At 73.2% G+C, this 16641-nt stretch carries 15 protein-coding genes; 10 read left to right on the forward strand and 5 right to left on the reverse strand.

The window, feature by feature from the left end:
* Window positions 1-21: 21 nt before the first annotated feature.
* The 6 genes from D7147_RS18345 to D7147_RS18370 all read left to right on the forward strand — a co-directional run bounded on the left by D7147_RS18345 (window position 22) and on the right by D7147_RS18370 (window position 3373).
* Window positions 22-555 (forward strand): hypothetical protein, encoded by a 534-nt coding sequence (locus tag D7147_RS18345; RefSeq protein ID WP_120679263.1) that lies wholly within the window; start codon window positions 22-24, stop codon window positions 553-555.
* Between the two features lie 95 nt (window positions 556-650).
* Window positions 651-1181 (forward strand): hypothetical protein, encoded by a 531-nt coding sequence (locus D7147_RS18350; protein WP_120679265.1) that lies wholly within the window; start codon window positions 651-653, stop codon window positions 1179-1181.
* Window positions 1182-1293: 112 nt separating this feature from the next.
* Window positions 1294-1959 (forward strand): hypothetical protein, encoded by a 666-nt coding sequence (locus D7147_RS18355; RefSeq protein ID WP_147437411.1) that lies wholly within the window; start codon window positions 1294-1296, stop codon window positions 1957-1959.
* 66 nt (window positions 1960-2025) lie between these two features.
* On the forward strand, window positions 2026-2268 hold the full coding sequence (locus D7147_RS18360; RefSeq protein WP_147434642.1) for a hypothetical protein: 243 nt from the start codon (window positions 2026-2028) through the stop codon (window positions 2266-2268).
* Window positions 2268-2828 (forward strand): hypothetical protein, encoded by a 561-nt coding sequence (locus tag D7147_RS18365; protein ID WP_120679271.1) that lies wholly within the window; start codon window positions 2268-2270, stop codon window positions 2826-2828. The genes D7147_RS18360 and D7147_RS18365 overlap by 1 nt, the downstream gene beginning before the upstream one ends.
* The gene (locus D7147_RS18370; RefSeq protein WP_233563211.1) at window positions 2825-3373 is read left to right on the forward strand and encodes a hypothetical protein; all 549 of its coding nucleotides are present in this window, start codon (window positions 2825-2827) and stop codon (window positions 3371-3373) included. Before D7147_RS18365 ends, D7147_RS18370 begins: the two co-directional genes overlap by 4 nt.
* A gap of 14 nt (window positions 3374-3387) precedes the next feature.
* Here D7147_RS18370 and D7147_RS18375 read toward each other — a convergent pair whose 3' ends face one another.
* Window positions 3388-3831 carry a hypothetical protein gene (locus D7147_RS18375; RefSeq protein ID WP_120679273.1) on the reverse strand — a complete coding sequence of 148 codons (444 nt, stop codon included), beginning with the start codon at window positions 3829-3831 and terminating at the stop codon, window positions 3388-3390.
* 148 nt (window positions 3832-3979) lie between these two features.
* On the opposite strand from D7147_RS18375, the gene D7147_RS18380 reads away from it, so the two are divergent.
* From D7147_RS18380 to D7147_RS18390, 3 genes are read left to right on the forward strand one after another with little or no spacing between them, the layout of a single operon-like run.
* Window positions 3980-4924 (forward strand): SseB family protein, encoded by a 945-nt coding sequence (locus D7147_RS18380; RefSeq protein ID WP_120679275.1) that lies wholly within the window; start codon window positions 3980-3982, stop codon window positions 4922-4924.
* A complete protein-coding gene (locus tag D7147_RS18385; protein WP_199734200.1) occupies window positions 4921-5895 on the forward strand; it encodes an SMI1/KNR4 family protein in 975 nt (324 codons plus the stop codon). The genes D7147_RS18380 and D7147_RS18385 overlap by 4 nt, the downstream gene beginning before the upstream one ends.
* Entirely contained in the window at window positions 5892-7178 is a 1287-nt protein-coding gene (locus D7147_RS18390) for a S8 family serine peptidase (protein ID WP_120679277.1), read from the forward strand. The genes D7147_RS18385 and D7147_RS18390 overlap by 4 nt, the downstream gene beginning before the upstream one ends.
* An 11-nt stretch (window positions 7179-7189) precedes the next feature.
* Here the strand turns inward: D7147_RS18390 and eccB are convergent, their stop codons facing one another.
* Window positions 7190-8584: a type VII secretion protein EccB gene (eccB, locus tag D7147_RS18395; RefSeq protein WP_120679279.1), complete on the reverse strand. Its 1395-nt coding sequence runs from the start codon at window positions 8582-8584 to the stop codon at window positions 7190-7192.
* Between the two features lie 7 nt (window positions 8585-8591).
* Entirely contained in the window at window positions 8592-9968 is a 1377-nt protein-coding gene (gene eccD / locus D7147_RS18400) for a type VII secretion integral membrane protein EccD (RefSeq protein WP_233563213.1), read from the reverse strand.
* A gap of 213 nt (window positions 9969-10181) precedes the next feature.
* On the opposite strand from eccD, the gene eccCa reads away from it, so the two are divergent.
* Window positions 10182-14132, forward strand: coding sequence for a type VII secretion protein EccCa (eccCa, locus tag D7147_RS18405; RefSeq protein ID WP_120679281.1), 3951 nt, complete (start codon window positions 10182-10184; stop codon window positions 14130-14132).
* A gap of 44 nt (window positions 14133-14176) precedes the next feature.
* Here eccCa and D7147_RS18410 read toward each other — a convergent pair whose 3' ends face one another.
* The gene (locus D7147_RS18410; protein WP_120679283.1) at window positions 14177-15205 is read right to left on the reverse strand and encodes a polysaccharide deacetylase family protein; all 1029 of its coding nucleotides are present in this window, start codon (window positions 15203-15205) and stop codon (window positions 14177-14179) included.
* On the reverse strand, window positions 15202-16335 hold the full coding sequence (locus D7147_RS18415; protein WP_120679285.1) for a type VII secretion protein EccE: 1134 nt from the start codon (window positions 16333-16335) through the stop codon (window positions 15202-15204). The genes D7147_RS18410 and D7147_RS18415 overlap by 4 nt, the downstream gene beginning before the upstream one ends.
* Window positions 16336-16641 lie beyond the last annotated feature (306 nt).

Raw genomic sequence — 16641 nt, forward strand, 5'->3', positions numbered from 1 at the left:
CCGCCGGGCGATCGTTGGCTCATGTATGACGCGAGCCTCGCGAACCTGGACCGGCTGCCGGACCACGTGCGCGACGATTACCTGCGTCTTGTGGAGTGGACGCTGGCCGAGTTGCCCTCGCGGGGGTCGTCGAGGTTGTCCGTGCCCCTGCTGTGGCTGACTCTCGGGACGGCAGGAAACGCCGTGCACGTGGAGCGGGTCGACACCACCGAGTTGTATCGCCGCAACGGCTACCCCGACGAGTTCTCTCGCTGGGTGCTGTCAGCGGTGCGGTCACGGCTGGCGGAGGTTCATGCACGGTGTGCTGCGATCGTCTCCAATGACCGCATGGACTCGTCGTTCCCGGGCCCGATATTGGGCGCGCTGCTAGGTCCGTCGGAGGACAACCTCTTTCTGTATGCGGCCCACCGGGACGTCTCGCGTACGTTCCGGGATTCCTTCCGGATCGGGCGCGGGCCGTTACGGCGGTTGCGGTTCGCTCCCGAGGTACACCAGAAGCTGGCGGAGGCACGACGCGACTGGCCCGATCAGAGGGATACCCGGCGCGGGCTTTGACGCGGATTGCCGGGCTTGCTTTCCGGCCGGGTGCTCGGCGTATTCGGGCGGGTGAGCCGCTTGACGACGATGGGCCGTCGGGTGAACGTTGGCCCGTGTACAACGCGAGCCTCGCGCACCTGGATCGGCTGCCCGACCACGTACGCGACGACTACCTGCGGATATCGGAGTGGGTGCTGGCCGAGCTGCCCGCCCGGTGGTCGTCGAGGTTGTTCGTGAACTCGTTCTGGCTGACGCTCGGAACGACCGGGAGCATCGTGCGGACGGAGCGGGTCGACCTCACCGAGTTGTATCGCGGCAATGGGTATCCCGACGAGTTCTGGCGCTGGGTGATGTCGGCGGTGCGGTCACGGATGGCGGAGACTGGGGCACGGTGCGCCGCGATGATCGCGAACAACCGCATGAACGCACCGCTGTCCGGCCCGCTGCTGGGCACGCTGCTCGGCCCGGCGGAACGGAACGTCTTCCTGTACGCCACCCACCGGGATGTCTCGCTCGAATTCCGGGACGCGTTCCGGATCCGGCGCGGGCCGTTGCGGCGTCTCGGGTTCGTCCCTGAAGTCCACCAGAAGCTGGCGGAGGCCCGGCGGACCTGGCCCGACCGGACGGATTCCGGGCGCGGGTGACAGCGGCTTTCGCGCCCTAGGCCCGGCCCCGGTCGGGCGCTCGGCGGCCCCGGAGGGGCGGGCCGTTGTGGCAGGATTGGGCCGCTGCGGGTGAGCACGGGGAGGGTGTCCGGTGGATACGGAGCGGACCGCCGAGGCGATTCAGCGTTATGTGCTGAGCCCTGCGGAGACGGTCGAGAAGATCTGGCAGGGCCCGACCTCGGTCACGGTCCGGTCATCCCGTTACCGCTACGCGGCCCGCCCGGCCGACTGGGCCGTCGCCGACGAGGGCTGGGTGTCCGAGGCGGTCCGGGTGGTCGCCTCGGGGCAGCCGATCTACGTGACCCATGGCCTGCTCCTTCCGGTCGATGGTGAGTCGCTGCACCTGAACCGTCCGGAGGTGATGGCGGAGCTCGGTCGTCGGGTCGGTGCCGGGTTGAGTCCGTTGGCGTATGCGGAGCTCTTCGGCGAGCTGTATTCGGTGCAGGACATCGACGGTCCGGTGGTGTATTCGTTCGGGGCGACGGAGAGCGCGCGGGCGGGTTGGTTGGTGCGTGAGGCCGACCACTTCGCGCGGGTGATGGTCGTGCCCGACGCGCCTGCGGTGGCTCCTCCCGTGTTCGAGCAGGGCCCTGGCAGTGAGTGGACATTGACGTTCTTCTCGCACAACTATTACTTCGTGTCGGAGATGATGACGGCGGTGGACGTCTACGCGTGGACGGTGACCGGCGGTCCGAACCGCGCGGCCACCTGGGAGCGGAAGACCATCGCCGACCGGGTGCTGATCCCGCTCTCCTGAACGGGTACGGCGGGAGACCGGAAACCGTCGACCAGCAGCTGGAACCGGGTGCTCGACGACCACGGCGTGAAGGGAGACAGCGCGGCGATGAAGACCGATCCGGAGCGGCAGCGGCGCCTACGGGAGCTGACCGAGCTGCACCGTCGGTGGCAGGCGGAGCACCGGGTGGACGACGCGGACTTCACCCCCGACGGGGCCGACTCGGAGAATCGCCGACCGCCGTCACCGGAGGCCGAGCGCGAGTACATGCGCCGGGCACGAGAAATCATGGGACTCGACCCGGATACCGGGCACTACCGGGAGGCGTGATGACGCTGCTGCCCGCCGTACGCAGCCGGGACGAGGCGGACCTCTACCTGGAGCTGCATCCGTGTCCGCGGTGCGGGGCGATGGAGGCCGCCTGGGACGAGGCGCCCGCCGCGCAGGGGACCCGGCCGGCTTACCGGTACAGCGGTCGCTGCGTGGACTGCGGTGACCAGCGCGAGTTCCTCTTCGCGCTGCCCGACGGGCAGCCCGCCCCCGCCGCTCCCGGTCCGCACCCCACCAATCGCTTCGGCGGGCCGCAGCCCTCGGCGCTGCTCGACCCGGGCGAGTGGCTGCTGGTCGCCGACTGGTGCGGGGAGGCGTCGGAGATCGCCGAGCGGCAGGGCGACGACGCCGAGGCGGCGGACCTGCGCTGGACCGCGGTGGCGGCCATGGAAGAGGTCCGCAAGTTCGTCCCGACGGAGGGCGACGTGGTGCCCGAGTCGGCGTTCTGGTCGACCCGGGGCCGTACGGTCTACCAGCGTGACCCGGGCCGCTTCCGGCGTCGACGGCTCGAAGGGATCCGCGACTTCTACCTTGACCACATGCCCTGGAGCCCGTCGTGAGCGCGCTGGCGGCCCGTAGCGCCAACGAGGCGCACCTCTACATGGATCTGCACCCCTGTGGCTGCGGGGAGGGCCGCTTCCCCCGTGCCTCCACGATCCTCGCGCTGCCCGACGGCGAGCTGGCCCGCCGGTACGCGGGTTCCTGCGAACGCTGCGGCACCGCCCGGGAGTTCCTCTTCCGGCTGCCCGCGGAGCCGGAGAGCGCCGAGGCGGGCTTCCGTTACGGTGCTGCCGAGCCCTCCGCGCTGATCGACGCGGGGGAGTGGCTCTGGGTGGCCGAGGGGCACGCGCGGGGCGTACCCGCCGGTGCGGAGCGGTTGCCGGAGGCCGACCGGCGGCGGTGCCGTACCCGGCTGACGGCGGCGGTCGCGGCGGTGGACGAGGCGCTGAAGTTCGTGCCGGCGGGGGGCGGTCGGGTGCCGTTCACCGCCGTCTGGAGCCCGCTGGGCCGCTCGGTCTACCAGCGGGAGCCGGGTCGGTTCCGGGCCAGCCGCCTCACCGCCGTCCGTTCCGCGTACGACACCGCGCTGCGGCGGCTGGGCTGACGCCGGGGGAACCTTCAGCCGGCGCTGCCGCTCGGCGCCGCGGGCGGGGTTCCCGTGAGGTTGAAGTCGCACTGCGGGGAGGCGTTCGTCGCCGTCTTGACGACCTGGCCGTTGATGCGCAGGCGGCACTCGACCGACGGCTGGCCGTTGACGAAGGCGAGCCGGTCGTCCACAGTGGGCTTCTTCCGGGCGGTCCCGTTGACGTAGACGTACACGTCGTCGGGCCAGGTCAGCGTCAGATCCTTCACCCAGTTCGGTGCCGGGGTGTGCTCCTCCTTGTTGGCGACGGTGGTGTGCCCCCACTGCACCACGAGGTCGAAGAACTCGGCCGGGCCGACCAGCGCCAGCTCGAGGGTGACCTTCTGCTGAACCGGCTTCTGCGCGTCCAGCGCCGAGGTGTCCGGCGAGCAGCCGGCCAGTAGGGCGGTCAGCGCGGCGATCGTGGCGACACGTCGCATGGATCCTCCTCAGGGGACGTCGATGGACGGCGACCGGCCCGTAGCCTAACGTGCGCCGTCGGCGGGGTCCCGCCCATCGACGTCGGATCGCTAGGCTCGGACCCGACGGCGCGGGAAGCGCGACGACGCGTGGGGGAGGAGACCCGTCGTGGACGAGTCGTGGCAGCCGGCCAACGACACCGAACGGGCGCTGCTGCGTGCGGCGCAGGCCGACGACCGGGTGGAGTTCTTCCGGATCCTGACCCGGGCCGAGCTCTACCTTCCGCAGCTGAGCGGCGACACCGACACCGCAGGCCAGCGGTTCATCACCATGGACCTCTTCGGGCAGCCGTTCCTGCCCGTGTTCACCTCGGTCGAGACCATGGCGCCGCGGATCGCCGGGGTGGCCGACGCCTACACCGTGACCGGGTACGACGAGCTGCGTGAGCGGTGGCCGATGGCCGACTGGAAGCTGGCGGTCAACCCAGGCACCCCGCTCGACGTGTACCTGCCGGTGGAGGCGGTCCAGGCGGCGGCGGACGGCGAGTTGACCGTACCCGCGGGTCTGGAGGTCCTCGCCGAGGTCGCCGAGGCGACCGCCGGTGAGGAGATCACCGCCGCCGTCACCGACGGCGACGACGGCGACCTGATGGCGGAGTTCGAGGCCGCGATGGCGCGGACCGCGCGCACCCCGGAGCCGGACACCGCCGAGCTGCTGCTCAGCGCCGGGGAGAGCGGGGACGTGGCCGGCTACCTGGACGCCCTGCTGGACGCGATGGTGGTGCTCCCGACCGCCCGCCCGGTGGACGATCCGGCCCAGGTGGTCGACCTCGACTTCCCGTGGCGTCCGGTGGGGCCGCCGGAGGCCCCGGTGATCGAGGTCTTCACCACGCCGGAGCGCTTCCAGCGGGCGTACCCGGACGGTGCGCCGAGCCTGCGCGCCACTCTCGTCTCGCTGCTCACGGTCTGGCCGGAGGGGCATGCCCTCGCCGTCGACCCGGACTCACCGGCGGGCATCACCCTGCCTCCCGAGCAGGTGCAGTTCCTGCTGCTCTGGCCGTCCGCCGACGAGGAGGCCTCCGACGGGGACACCACCGGCGGGTGGCCGAGGTGAGCGGGACGCCGCGGATTCCCAGCTCGGGGTACGCCTTCGGCGTGTTCCACCCGGCCTCCCCGATGCTGCGGATCCGCTACCGCCAGGGCGTGGCCGTCGACCCGCACGGGTTTCCCGACTGGGTCCCGTACGCGCGCGAGGTGGTCGAGCTGCCGCCGCTGCCACCCGGCACCGGCGTCGACGTGGCCCGGGTGCTGGCCGTGGTCACCGCCAACCTGGCGCTGGCCGACCCGGCCGACCCCGACGCCCGTACGCCGCTGGGCTGGACCTGGGCGCACCTGGCCGGAGCCCGCCGGGTGGCGCTGGTCCCCGCCGAGCTGCACGCCGCCTTCCGGCACCTGGGCGGGGTCAGCGCCGGAGACGCCGACCACGGGCGGCGGGGGTTGCCGGTGGAGACCGCCGAACCGCCACCGATCGAGGTCGCCGAGCGGCTGTCGCCCGAGGTGGTGGCTCTCGTCGAGGAACGGGTCGGTGGTCCGCTGCCCGCCGGCTACCGCGACTTCCTCGCCCGCACCAACGGCGGGCGGCCCGGGTGGCCGGCCGTACACCCGCGTTTCGGGTTCGTGGTCGACCAGCCGTTCCTCGGAGTCGCCCGCTCCGACGGGCTGCAGGACCTCGGCTACGCCAACACCTGGTGGGCGGACCGCTTCCCCGCACAGTGGCTGGCCGTCGGCTACGTGCAGGGCGGGCTGCTCCTGGTGAAGATCCGGGGCGGGGACGAGGGGTCGATCTGGTACTGGGACGATGACGACCCGCGAGCCCGCGACGGCGACAGCGCCGCGGAGATCGGTGACCGGTTGCTGCACCGGTGCGCGGACGGCTTCGGTTCCTTCTGGCAGGCGCTGCGCGCGGTCCCCGCCACGCTGTGGGAGTCCGCCGCCAGAGCGGTCGCCGAGGGCCGGGCGGTGCGGGTCGACGACGACCGGATCGGTACGGCCCTGCCGGTCACACGGCGGGCCGGCGTGAGATGACGGAGGTACAGGTCGGAATGGCGAACCGTCGGCTGGCACGGACGGTACGACGCTGGACGGCGGGGGCGGCGGCCGCCGGCACCGTGGCCGCCGTCCTGGTGGGGCCGGCGGCGCCGGCGCAGGCGGCACCGGAGTGCGCGCAGCCGGGTGGCCAGGTCACCGCGATGCCGTGGGCGCAGCAGGTGCTCGCCCCCGAGCAGGTGTGGCCGTTCAGCCAGGGAAGCGGAGTGACCGTCGCCGTGCTCGGCTCCGGTGTGGACGGTTCACACCCGCAGCTGCGCGGCCGGGTGCTGGAGGGCTACGACGCGGTCCGCCGAGGCGGCACCGCGAACAGCGACTGCACCGGGGCGGGTACCCGAGTGGCCGGGCTGATCGTCGCCCGGCGGACCGAGGGGGCTCCGTTCACCGGACTCGCGCCGGCGGCCCGCATCCTGCCCGTCCGGGTGCGCGACGACGCCAGCCCCGGCGACGCGCCGGCCGATCCGCAGGTGCTCGCCGACGGCATCTCCTGGGCGGTCGACCGGGGTGCCCAGGTCGTCGCGGTCACCATCGACTCGGACCGGGACGCCCCGGCGCTGCGGGAGGCGGTGGGCAGGGCGGCCGACCGGGGGACCATCGTGGTGGCCGCCAGTGGCGACCACGGCGACGACGGCAATCCGCCGTCGTACCCGGCGGCTTATCCGGAGGTGCTCGCGGTCGGGGCGATCGACCAGCAGGGCCAGCGCTGGGGCCGGTCGCAGTTCGGTTCCTACCTCGACCTCGTCGCCCCGGGGGTGGGCATCACCACCACGCAACGCGGTGGCGGGCTGACCGAGGCGGCCGACGGCACCGCGCTGGCCTGCGGCTTCGTCGCCGCCTCGGTGGCACTCACCCGGGCGAAGCGGGCCGGGACGCCGCGCAGCGAGCTGATCCGGCTGCTCACCGCCAACGCGGTGCCCGGAGCCGACCCGCAGCAGTACGGGCACGGCCTGGTGAACCCGTACGGCGCGATCAACGGCCAGCTGCTGCCGAACGGGAAGCCGGCGTCGCCCCCCGGGTTCACCGCCGCCACCGAACGGACCGACCCGGCCGAGGCGGCGAGCCGCCGCACCGCGCTCACCGGCGCGCTCGCCGCGCTGATCGTGGTTCTGCTGGTCGCCATCGTCGCGATCATGCTGCCCCGGGCGCGGCGGCGGCGCTGGCGGGCGGCGGTCGCTTCCCGTCCGGTGACGCCGCCGGAGCCCGACGAGCCGGGGCCGCCCGTTCAGCTCTTCGACGAGGTCCCGGCCGGCCCGGCCCGCTGACGCCCGGGCGCTCAGCTCCCCGCGCCGGCCACCGCGGGCAGCGTGGCGGCGCGGGGATCGAGCGACGGCCCGGTCGGGATGAGCAGGATCAGGCTGGGCGGCACGTCGAGCGCCGCCTCCGCCGGGTATCCGAGCAGGCCGAGCACTGCCGCCGACGGGACCGGATACCGGATGCCGAGGTCGGTGACGATGCTGTACGAGCCGGGGCTGTTCAATGCCTTCAGCACGGTGACGCGCCCGGCCGGGGCGAGAATCCGGTCCGCGAGCGGGATACCGTCGGGTGAGACCGAACCGGTCGGCGTGGCCCGTTCCGCACCAGCCACGCCGCCGCCCACCGTCAGCTCCGGCGGCTCGCCGGAGCTCCGGGTGACGGCACAGATCTGCTGACCGCCGTCGACCGTGACGAGCCGTGGCGGCGTGGCCGGCGGCTGACCGTTCGTCGCGGGCGGCGGAGACTGGCTGCTCCTCGGCAGCGAGGTCACGTCGGAGACCGGCACCTCGATCGGCTGGTGGCCGTACCGTCCACTGAGGATCGCCTGCTGCACCGGAGTGATCGGCGCCACGCCGTCGGCGAGCACCAGGTAGTGCTGGGGGCCGGAGCCGGTCTGCGCGACAAGCACGTCGCCGTTGCGTCGCCCGGGCACCGCGTCCGACCGCTTCTCCCGGTTCGCGATCGGCACGGCGGCGAGGTCCGCACCGGCCGGCATCGCGTTGAGCCAGGAGGTGCCGACCGGCGCGGGGGTGACGGCGCCGAAGAGCGCGGGCACCAGGACCCGGGACTCCTGCACCAGGTGCCGGCGACCGTGCCACACCAGGTACGTCATGCCCAGCGCCGCGTCCGTGACGAGGAGCCCGCCGTCGCCGACCCCGGTCCCGCCGGAGGGCGTGGCGGCGAGCGCGAGGGTCACCGTGGTCGCCGCCTGCCCGCTGCCGTTCGGGTTCGGTGTGGAGCAGACCGACCACGGCAGGCCGGTCTGCCCCTTCACTCCGGGCAGCGAATCGGGCGCGTTCGGGATGCCCATCGGAACGCCCCGGGGCACACCGGCGAGGGTCCCGCTGGAGACCCGAGCCACCGGAGCGCCGGGCTTGCCCACGGCCAGCAGCGCCGAGGTGTAGTTGAGCGTCGGGTGCAGCCTGCCGTCCAGGAAGACGTAGGTGGCGCCGTTCTCCTTCTCGACCACCACCGAGCCGGGCTTGCGCCAACTGTCGCCGCCGACCTTGGTCAACAGGCCGTAGATGCCGACGCCGGCGGCGACGAGCACAGCCACCATCAGCCCGCCGAAGAGCGCGCCGATGCCGCGGCGCAGCGGTGACTGTTGCGGATCGGTCTCCCGCATCACGAAGGCGGAGATGACCCGCTGGGTCATGAACTGGTACGACTGAAGCTGATCCCGCCGTGTCGCCATCCGTGCCTCACCCGCCGATCGAGGCGAACATTCCCTGGATCGCCCCGAACAGGCCGATCACCGCGCAGGCCAGCGGAATGAGCGCCATGATGGCGACCACGTCCGCGATGTCGGCGGCTCGGCCGAGGTAGGGCGTCGGCCGCCGCCGGCTGAACCGCAGCCCGGCCGCCAGCACCACCGCCGCCGCGGCGAGCACACCGACCAGAACCAGCAGCCGTCCGCCGCCGGACCCGGTGCCGGACATCTCGCCCATCGCGAGGGCGACCAGCCCGAGCAGGCCACCTGCCAGCAGCGGAATCCGCTGCTCGGCGGTGGGGAAGAGTCGGGCGCGCAGCAGCATCGCGCCGGACCCGCAGAGGGCCAGCAGCGCGCCCGCCGGCGTCTGGTCGTGGTTGAGGAGGAAGGCGATGGCCAGCGCGCCGCAGATCGAGACGGAGAGCAGCATTCCGGTGAGCAGCTCGGCGGCCCGGGCGACGGTCACGAAGACCTTCGCGCGCTCGGGCACCGGCCGGTCCTTGAGGATCTCCTCCGGCCGGTCGGGCAGCTCCGGCACCGGCAGCTTGCCCAGCCAACTGGCGATCAGCGGGTAGCCGGGCAGCAGCCCGATGACCGTGGTCAGCGTGGCGGCGGCCGCCCCGGCCGGGGAGACCCCGGCGTAGCTGAGCAGCGCGGCGAGCAGGCCCGTCACGCTGGCCGCGAGCCCGGCCATGAAGAGCCGCTGCACGCCCGCGACGGTGGCGTACCCGATCAGGCTGAAGACCAGCAGTGTGGACGAGCCGAGCAGCAGCCCGGGGGCGCCGATGCCGGTGACCGGGGTGCCGTCGGGGGTCGCCAGCAACGCTCCACCGAAGAACCCGTAGGGGAGGCCCGCGGCGGCCACCACCGCGCCGGTGGTGGCGTCGCCCATGGCCCGGGAGAGCACCGGCCCGGCGATCGCGAGCAGCAGCGCGACGCCGAGCGCCACCAGCGCCGGAACGAGCCACGGCGAACCGATCGCCAGCAACGCGATGAGGCCGACCCCGAGCAGCGCCGCGGTGACCGCCAGCGCGCATCGTCGGGTGGCGTCGTCGCTCCAGGGCCGGCCGGCCCGGCGCGCGCTGCTCGCGATCACCTCGACCACGTCGTCGTAGGCGAGATCGGGCCACTCGTCACGGCCGGGCGCCAGGTGCAGCAGTTCGCCGTCGCGTACGCCCTGCGCGGACAGGTTCCGGTTGGCTTCCAGCAACGTGCCGGTGGCCCGCCGGAGCACCCAGCCGCCCTGCTGCTCACCGACGTCGCCGAGCCCTTCACCGGCGTGCCGGAGCAGGTGCGGCATCAATTCCGCAACGAGCATGGCGTTCGGTAACGCCACGTCCATCCGCCGCTTGGGAGCGGCGATAGTCACCCTGGCCAGACTGAGACCGCCGGGGGCCGTCACGCTGGTCACCTCCCGTGCATGCGTCTGCGCGCGGTCGCTCCTCGGCCTCCGCGCCGGTCAACGTAACACGGCGGGATCGAGGCCGGCGTCCGTCCGTCGGCGGGCGGCGGTCCCTGCGCGTGACGAACGGTCGATAGGATTGGCGCCGCTGTCGGCCAATGTGGTGGGAGGGACTGGCAGATGTCGTCGTTGGTGGTCGTCAAACGGCCGCCCCGTCGGCCGGCGCCCATGTTGCCGACCGGTGAGGTGTTGCTCGATCCTCCGCCCGAGGTGCCCCCCGCGGGTGGCCGCGGCTGGACCCGCATGCTGATGATCCTGCCGATGGCGGCGGGCGCCGCCGCGATGGGCCTGATGATGGGCATGCAGCGCGGCGGGGTCATGACCTATGTGGTCGGTGGAATGTACGGCGTCTCCATCCTCGGCATGATCGCCGTGATGGTGGTGAACCAGTCCGGCCCGGGCAAGAAGGAGATGATCGAGTCCCGCCGGCAGTACATGCGGCGACTCGCCCAGCTCCGGGCGCAGGTACGGGCCACCATCCGCCAGCAGCGGGAAGCCCTGCACTACCGGCACCCGGACCCGGACGCGCTCTGGTCCACGGTGACCAGCGGGCGGCTGTGGGAGCGACGCCGCGGCGACGCCGACTTCGGCGTGGTGCGGATCGCGCTGGGGCCGCAGGAGGTGGCGACCCCCCTGGTGCCGCCGCAGTCCCGCCCGGTGGACGAGCTGGAGCCGCTCTGCGCGCTGGCGCTGCGTCGCTTCGTCTCGACCTACTCGGTGGTCCCGGACCTGCCGGTGGCGATCGCGCTGCGGGACTTCTCGCACGTCTACCTGCGCGGCGAGGGGGACGCCGTGCCGAACCTGGTCCGCGCGATGCTGGCCCAGATGACGTCCTTCCACGCCCCCGAGGACCTGCTCGTCGCGTTCTGCGTCGCCGAGGAGAAGCGGGCCGAGTGGGAGTGGGCCAAGTGGTTGCCGCACGCCCAGCACCCGGACAAGCTCGACGCCGTCGGGCCGATCCGGCTCTTCGCGCCGACCGTGGTGGCACTGGAGGCGATGCTCGTCGACGTGTTGGCCAACCGGCCCCGCTTCGACCCCGCCGTGACCCAGTCGGCGATGCCGTACGTGCTGGTGGTGATCGACGGCGGACATGTCGGTGGCGCCGACCACCTGATGACCGAGGGCGGCCTGGCCGGGGTGACCGTCCTGGACCTCACCAGCCGGCCGCCCCGCCTGCTCGACGAGACCTCGGTGGTGCTGGAGGTGGCCCCGGACGGCAGCGTCTCCGGCGCCACGGCGGACGGCAGCACGCGGGTCGGCCAGGCCGACCGCCTGGAGCGGGACCGGATCGAGGTGCTCGCCCGCGAGCTGGCCCCGCTGCGCCTCTCCGCGGTCTCCTACCAGGACCAGCCGGCGGTCAACGTCGACCTGGGCCTCGCCGAGCTGCTCGGCCTCGGTGACCCGTACGAGCTGGACCTCACCGAGAGCTGGGCGAGCCGCCCCACCCGCAACCGGCTCCGGGTGCCGATCGGCGTCAACGAGAGCGGGCGCCCCATCGAGCTGGATCTCAAGGAATCCGCTCAGGAGGGCATGGGCCCGCACGGCCTGCTTGTCGGCGCCACCGGCTCCGGCAAGAGCGAGCTGCTCCGTACGCTGGTGCTCGCCCTGGCGGTGACGCACAGCCCGGAGATCCTCAACCTGGTGCTCGTCGACTTCAAGGGTGGCGCCACGTTCGCGGCGATGGACCGGCTGCCGCACACCAGCGCGGTCATCACCAACCTCTCCGAGGAACTCTTCCTGGTGGACCGGATGCTCGGCGCCATCCAGGGTGAGATCACCCGCCGGCAGGAGCTGCTGCGCCGGGCCGGCAACTACGCCTCGCAGCGGGACTACGAGCGGGCCCGGGCGGCCGGGGTGCCGCTCGCCCCGCTGCCGAGCCTGCTCCTCGTGGTCGACGAGTTCAGCGAGCTGCTCAGCGCCCGCCCCGACTTCATCGACATGTTCGTGCAGATCGGCCGCGTCGGCCGGTCACTCGGCATGCACCTGCTGCTCGCCTCGCAACGGCTGGAGGAGGGGCGGCTGCGGGGGTTGGAGACGCACCTCTCCTACCGGCTGGGCCTGCGGACCTTCTCCTCCATGGAGAGCCGCGCGGTGCTCGGGGTGGCCGACGCGTACGAGCTGCCCCGCTCGCCCGGACACGGTTACCTGAAGGCGGGAACCGAGGGGCTGATCCGGTTCAAGGCCGCGTACGTCTCCGGCGCGGTGCGGCACTTCAGCGGCGTACCGACCGTCGGTGGCCGGCAGATCGACCCGGTACGCGACTACAGCACCGACTACGTTCCGGTGGCAACCGACGAGGAGCCGGACGAGACGCCGGAGACCTCGAACGAGGAGGTCGTCGGGGAGAGCCTGCTCGACGTCCTGATCGAGCGGATGGAGGGGCGGGGCGCCGCCGCCCACCAGGTGTGGCTTCCGCCGCTGGACGAGCCGCCCACCCTCGACCAGCTGCTCGGTTCGATCGTGCCGATCCCGCAGCGGGGCTTCGCGGCCGCCGCAGAGGAGCGGCACAACGCGCTGCAGGGCGTCGCGGGCATCGTGGACAAGCCGCTGGAGCAGAGCCGCGACCCGTTCTGGATCGACCTGTCCGGGGCGGCCGGCAACGTGATGGTGGTGGGCGCCCAGCAGACCGGCAAGAGCAACGTGCTGCGTACGCTCGTGGCCAGCCTCGCGCTCACCCACACGCCGCGCGAGGCCCAGTTCTACTGCCTCGACTTCGGCGGCGGCACGCTCGCCGCGCTGAGCGGCCTGCCCCACATCGGTGGCGTGGCCAACAAGCGTGAGGTGGACAAGGTCCGCCGCACCATCGCCGAGTTGCACGGCCTGATGCAGGCCCGGGACGCGATGTTCGCCACGGAGGGCATCGAGGGTGCGGCGGGCTACCGCCGGGCCCGCCGCGAGGGGCGGTTCCGGCAGGACCCGTTCGGCGACGTCTTCCTGGTGGTGGACGGCTGGTCCACGCTGCGCGCCGACTTCGAGGACCTGGAGCCCCTGGTCACCGAGCTGACCAACCGGGGTCTCGGCTACGGCATCCACATCCTCGCCGCGACGAACCGGTGGATGGACGTCCGGCCGGCGGTGCGCGACATGTTCGGAACCAAGGTGGAGCTGCGGCTCGGCGAGCCGGCCGACTCGGTCATCAACCGCCGGGCCGCGGTCAACGTGCCCGAGCAGAGCGGTCATGGCCTCACCCCGGACGGCCTGCACTTCCTCGCCGGCCTGCCGCGGGTGGACGGTCGGCCGGAGACCGACGACCTGGCGGACGCCCTCGGCGCCCTGGTGAAGCAGGTCCAGCAGAACTGGACGGCGGCCGGCGCCCCGCCGGTGCGGCTGCTCCCGGCCGAGCTGCCGTACGACTCGCTGCCCGCCGCGCAGGGTGGCCTGATCCCGGTCGGCATCGCCGAGACCAACCTGCAGCCGGTCACCCTGGACTTCACCGCCGAGCCGCACCTGCTGCTCTTCGGTGACGTCGAGGCCGGCAAGAGCACCTTCCTGCGCACGTTGGCCCGCAGCATCGTGACGGGCAACGACGCGGCGCAGGCGCGGATCATTCTGGTGGACTTCCGGCGCAGCCTGCTGGGCGCGGTGGAGAGCGAGCACCTGATCGGCTACGGCACCTCCCAGCAGGTCACCACCGACCTGGTGAAGCAGGTGGTGACGGTGATGAAGGAACGGCTCCCCGGCCGCGACGTGACCCAGGAGCAGCTGCGCAACCGCTCCTGGTGGAAGGGGCCGGAGCTGTACCTGCTGATCGACGACTACGACCTGGTGGCCGGTGCGTCGGTCAACCCGCTCGGGCCGCTGCTGGAGTTCCTGCCCCAGGCGCGGGACATCGGCCTGCACCTGATCCTCACCCGCCGGATCGGTGGCGCGGGTCGGGCCATGTTCGACCCGGTCATCGGCCGGATCAGGGAGCTGGCCTCACCGGCGATCATGATGTCCGGCCCGCGCGAGGAGGGTGCGTTGTTCGGCAACATGAAGCCGCAGCGGCTCCCCGCCGGCCGGGGCTGGCTCTTCACCCGCCGGGGCGGCGCCCAACTGGTTCAGCTGCCCTGGCTGCCGCCCAACCAGTGAAACCGGGTGGACCGGGCCGGCGGTGCCGGCCCGGTCCAGCACAGTCAACGGCGCGGCGGCCCCAGCACCTGGCGCTCCAGGTCGGTCTGGTGCAGCCACAGGTGGCGGTCACCGTCGGTACCGACCATGGTCAGCATGTCGTCGGCCATCACCTGGAGGAACCGGGCGCTCTCCTGCGGCAGCCGCAGGGCGTGCTGGGCCAGTGAGGACTCGGCCGCCCCCAGTCGCTGCAGCAGACAGAGCCCGCTCTGCTTGAGCGTCGGCCAGGCGGCCGGTTCGAGTCGCCGCACGATGGTGAGCCGGGTCTGCCACGGCTGCTCCGGCAGCGCGGTGTTCAAAGCGGCCGGCGGCACGTCGTGGATGAGCAGCGTCGGGCGTTGGGCGGTGGCCGGCCGGACCGCACCCGGCTCGGTACGGATCTCCACCCGGTCGTCGACCCGCCCCAACGCGGCAGGACCGAGGCCGCTCCACACCGCCGGTTCGGCGGTCACCACGGTGACCCGTGCCCCCAGCGCCAACGCGCGGAAGGCGAGGAGCTGCCCCGCCCAGACCCCACCGACCAGGGCGATCCGCCCGGGCTCGGGGCGGAACATCCGGACGGTCACCGGTGTCCGTCGACGGTCGGCCCCCAGCACGAGACCGGCGGAGTAGCGGGCCGGACTGAGCCGGGTCAGGGCCGTCGAGGAGACGCTGTGGCTACCGATCCGCAGGCGGGGCATCCGACCGGCGGGTCCACGCCGCGCCGTCCCCGGCTCGGCCTCGAACGGATGGGCCGGCGGGTCGGTAGGCCGGCCCGGATCTCCGTATCCGGCGGCGAGCGGGCTGGCCACGGCGCGGGCGAGCCGGTCGCCGCGGGCCGTCGCCAGGGCGGTGGCGGTGGCCGTGGCACCGGCCTCGGCGCCGGCCGACGGCGCCGCGACCACGGCCGCGTTCTCGGCCGGCGCGGGGGCCGGTTGGGTGGCGGTCGACGGCGGGGCGGCCGCCGCGGCGGCACCCGGGTACCCGGAGTTGCCCGGCGACCCGGCGAAGTTCCCGGGTACCGCCGCGCGCCCCTGGTCTCCGGATCGGCTCATCCCGCGCCACCTCCCGTCGGCGCCGACGCGTAGACCGCCGGGCCGTGCTCGCCGTCGAGCGGGAAGAGCTCCCCACCCGCCTTGCCCACCCCGTCGGCGACCGCGCCGGAGAGCTGGGCGAGCGCCTGCGCCGGGCCGGTCAACCGGACCAGCCCGCGCAGGCCGAAGTCTTCGTCCGCGCCGTTCGCGGTGAGGGTCAACGAGACCGTCACCATCGACGTGGGAATGGTGTCCAGCCAGCCGAACATCGCCGCGGCCCGGTCGACCGGCGGCCATTGGCGGATCCAGTAGCAGCGGTGCGCGAGCTGGCCGTAGTGCCAGGCGGACCACTCCTCGCGGACCTGCTCGGCACCCGCGTGGGTCTCCGGGGTGAACCCGCAGGACTGGGCGAGGGCCGCGACCAGCGCCTCGGCGTCCAGCAGCCGGTGGACGACCCCGACCCGGCGCAGCGACTTGCCGACCCGGCGGGCCAGCGCCGCCACCACGGAGGGGGCGAGGCTCAGGTCGACCGCGTAGTCCGAGAGCGCCTCGGCGAGGGCGCGCGCGTCCAGCCGGACCGTGACCCAGGTCGTCCGCTCCGCCGGTACGACCGGGCTGTCCAGACCGGCCAGCAGGCGGCGGTAGGACTCCTTCGCCACGGTCGCGTGGGCCGCCTCCGCGCTGTTCGAGGGCACCGTGCTGGTCACCACCTGGAGCACGGCACCCTGCTGGCCGGCCTCGCTGAGCGCGGCGGCCAGCAGGTCCAGCGGCAGGCCGGGGGCCGGCCCGGCGCCGGACTCCGGCGGGACGACGGCGGCCACGGCGAACCAGCCGGCGTCGTCGCGGGCCACCCCGATCACGCTGCCGTCGGACATCGCCACGTTCTCCGCCGACAGGCTGGGGGTGAGGCGATGCAGGATCCCGAGGCGTGCATCGGCGGTGACCGGCGCCCCGGTGAGCCCACGGCGTCGGTGCTGGCGGGCCATCACCTGGCGCTCCAGCCACCAGCGCCCCTGGGAGCGGAGGAAGGTCACCGACAGCACGAGGACCCCGAGCACGGCGGTGCCGATCAGCGCCGGCATCCCGATCAGGCCGCTGGCCAGGACGCCCAGCACGACCGCCTCGAGAACGAACAGTTGCAGTACGTGCACCTCGCCGACCCGGCCCGGGCGGCGGCGGGCTCGAAGTCGCGGAGCTTCGGCGGAGCCGTCGGGTCGTGTGTCGGGGCGTGCTGGTCGCGGTGCTCCGGTCATCTCCGGCTGCTACCTCCAGACGCATTGACTTGTGTGGTCGGCACTCGGGCTCCGCTCATCATAGGAACTTCGGTGCCTCGCCCGGGACCCGTGGGCCACCGGACACTGAAGACCGTACGCGCATCGTCTCCCGCGCCCTCCCGGTAGGCGTTCGACGCCGACCGGTCGTTGTCGACCATCCGGTCGCCGCGGCCCGTCGAGCCG

This window comes from Micromonospora musae (assembly GCF_003626545.1).
Taxonomy (GTDB): domain Bacteria; phylum Actinomycetota; class Actinomycetes; order Mycobacteriales; family Micromonosporaceae; genus Micromonospora; species Micromonospora musae.

Excerpts from the sequence above, each read along its gene's own strand:
- D7147_RS18345 (WP_120679263.1), top strand. The coding sequence starts at position 22 with ATGTATGACGCGAGCCTCGCGAACCTGGACCGGCTGCCGGACCACGTG.
- D7147_RS18365 (WP_120679271.1), top strand. The coding sequence starts at position 2,268 with ATGACGCTGCTGCCCGCCGTACGCAGCCGGGACGAGGCGGACCTCTAC.
- D7147_RS18375 (WP_120679273.1), bottom strand. The coding sequence starts at position 3,831 with ATGCGACGTGTCGCCACGATCGCCGCGCTGACCGCCCTACTGGCCGGC.
- D7147_RS18390 (WP_120679277.1), top strand. The coding sequence starts at position 5,892 with ATGACGGAGGTACAGGTCGGAATGGCGAACCGTCGGCTGGCACGGACG.
- eccB (WP_120679279.1), bottom strand. The coding sequence starts at position 8,584 with ATGGCGACACGGCGGGATCAGCTTCAGTCGTACCAGTTCATGACCCAG.
- eccCa (WP_120679281.1), top strand. The coding sequence starts at position 10,182 with ATGTCGTCGTTGGTGGTCGTCAAACGGCCGCCCCGTCGGCCGGCGCCC.
- D7147_RS18410 (WP_120679283.1), bottom strand. The coding sequence starts at position 15,205 with ATGAGCCGATCCGGAGACCAGGGGCGCGCGGCGGTACCCGGGAACTTC.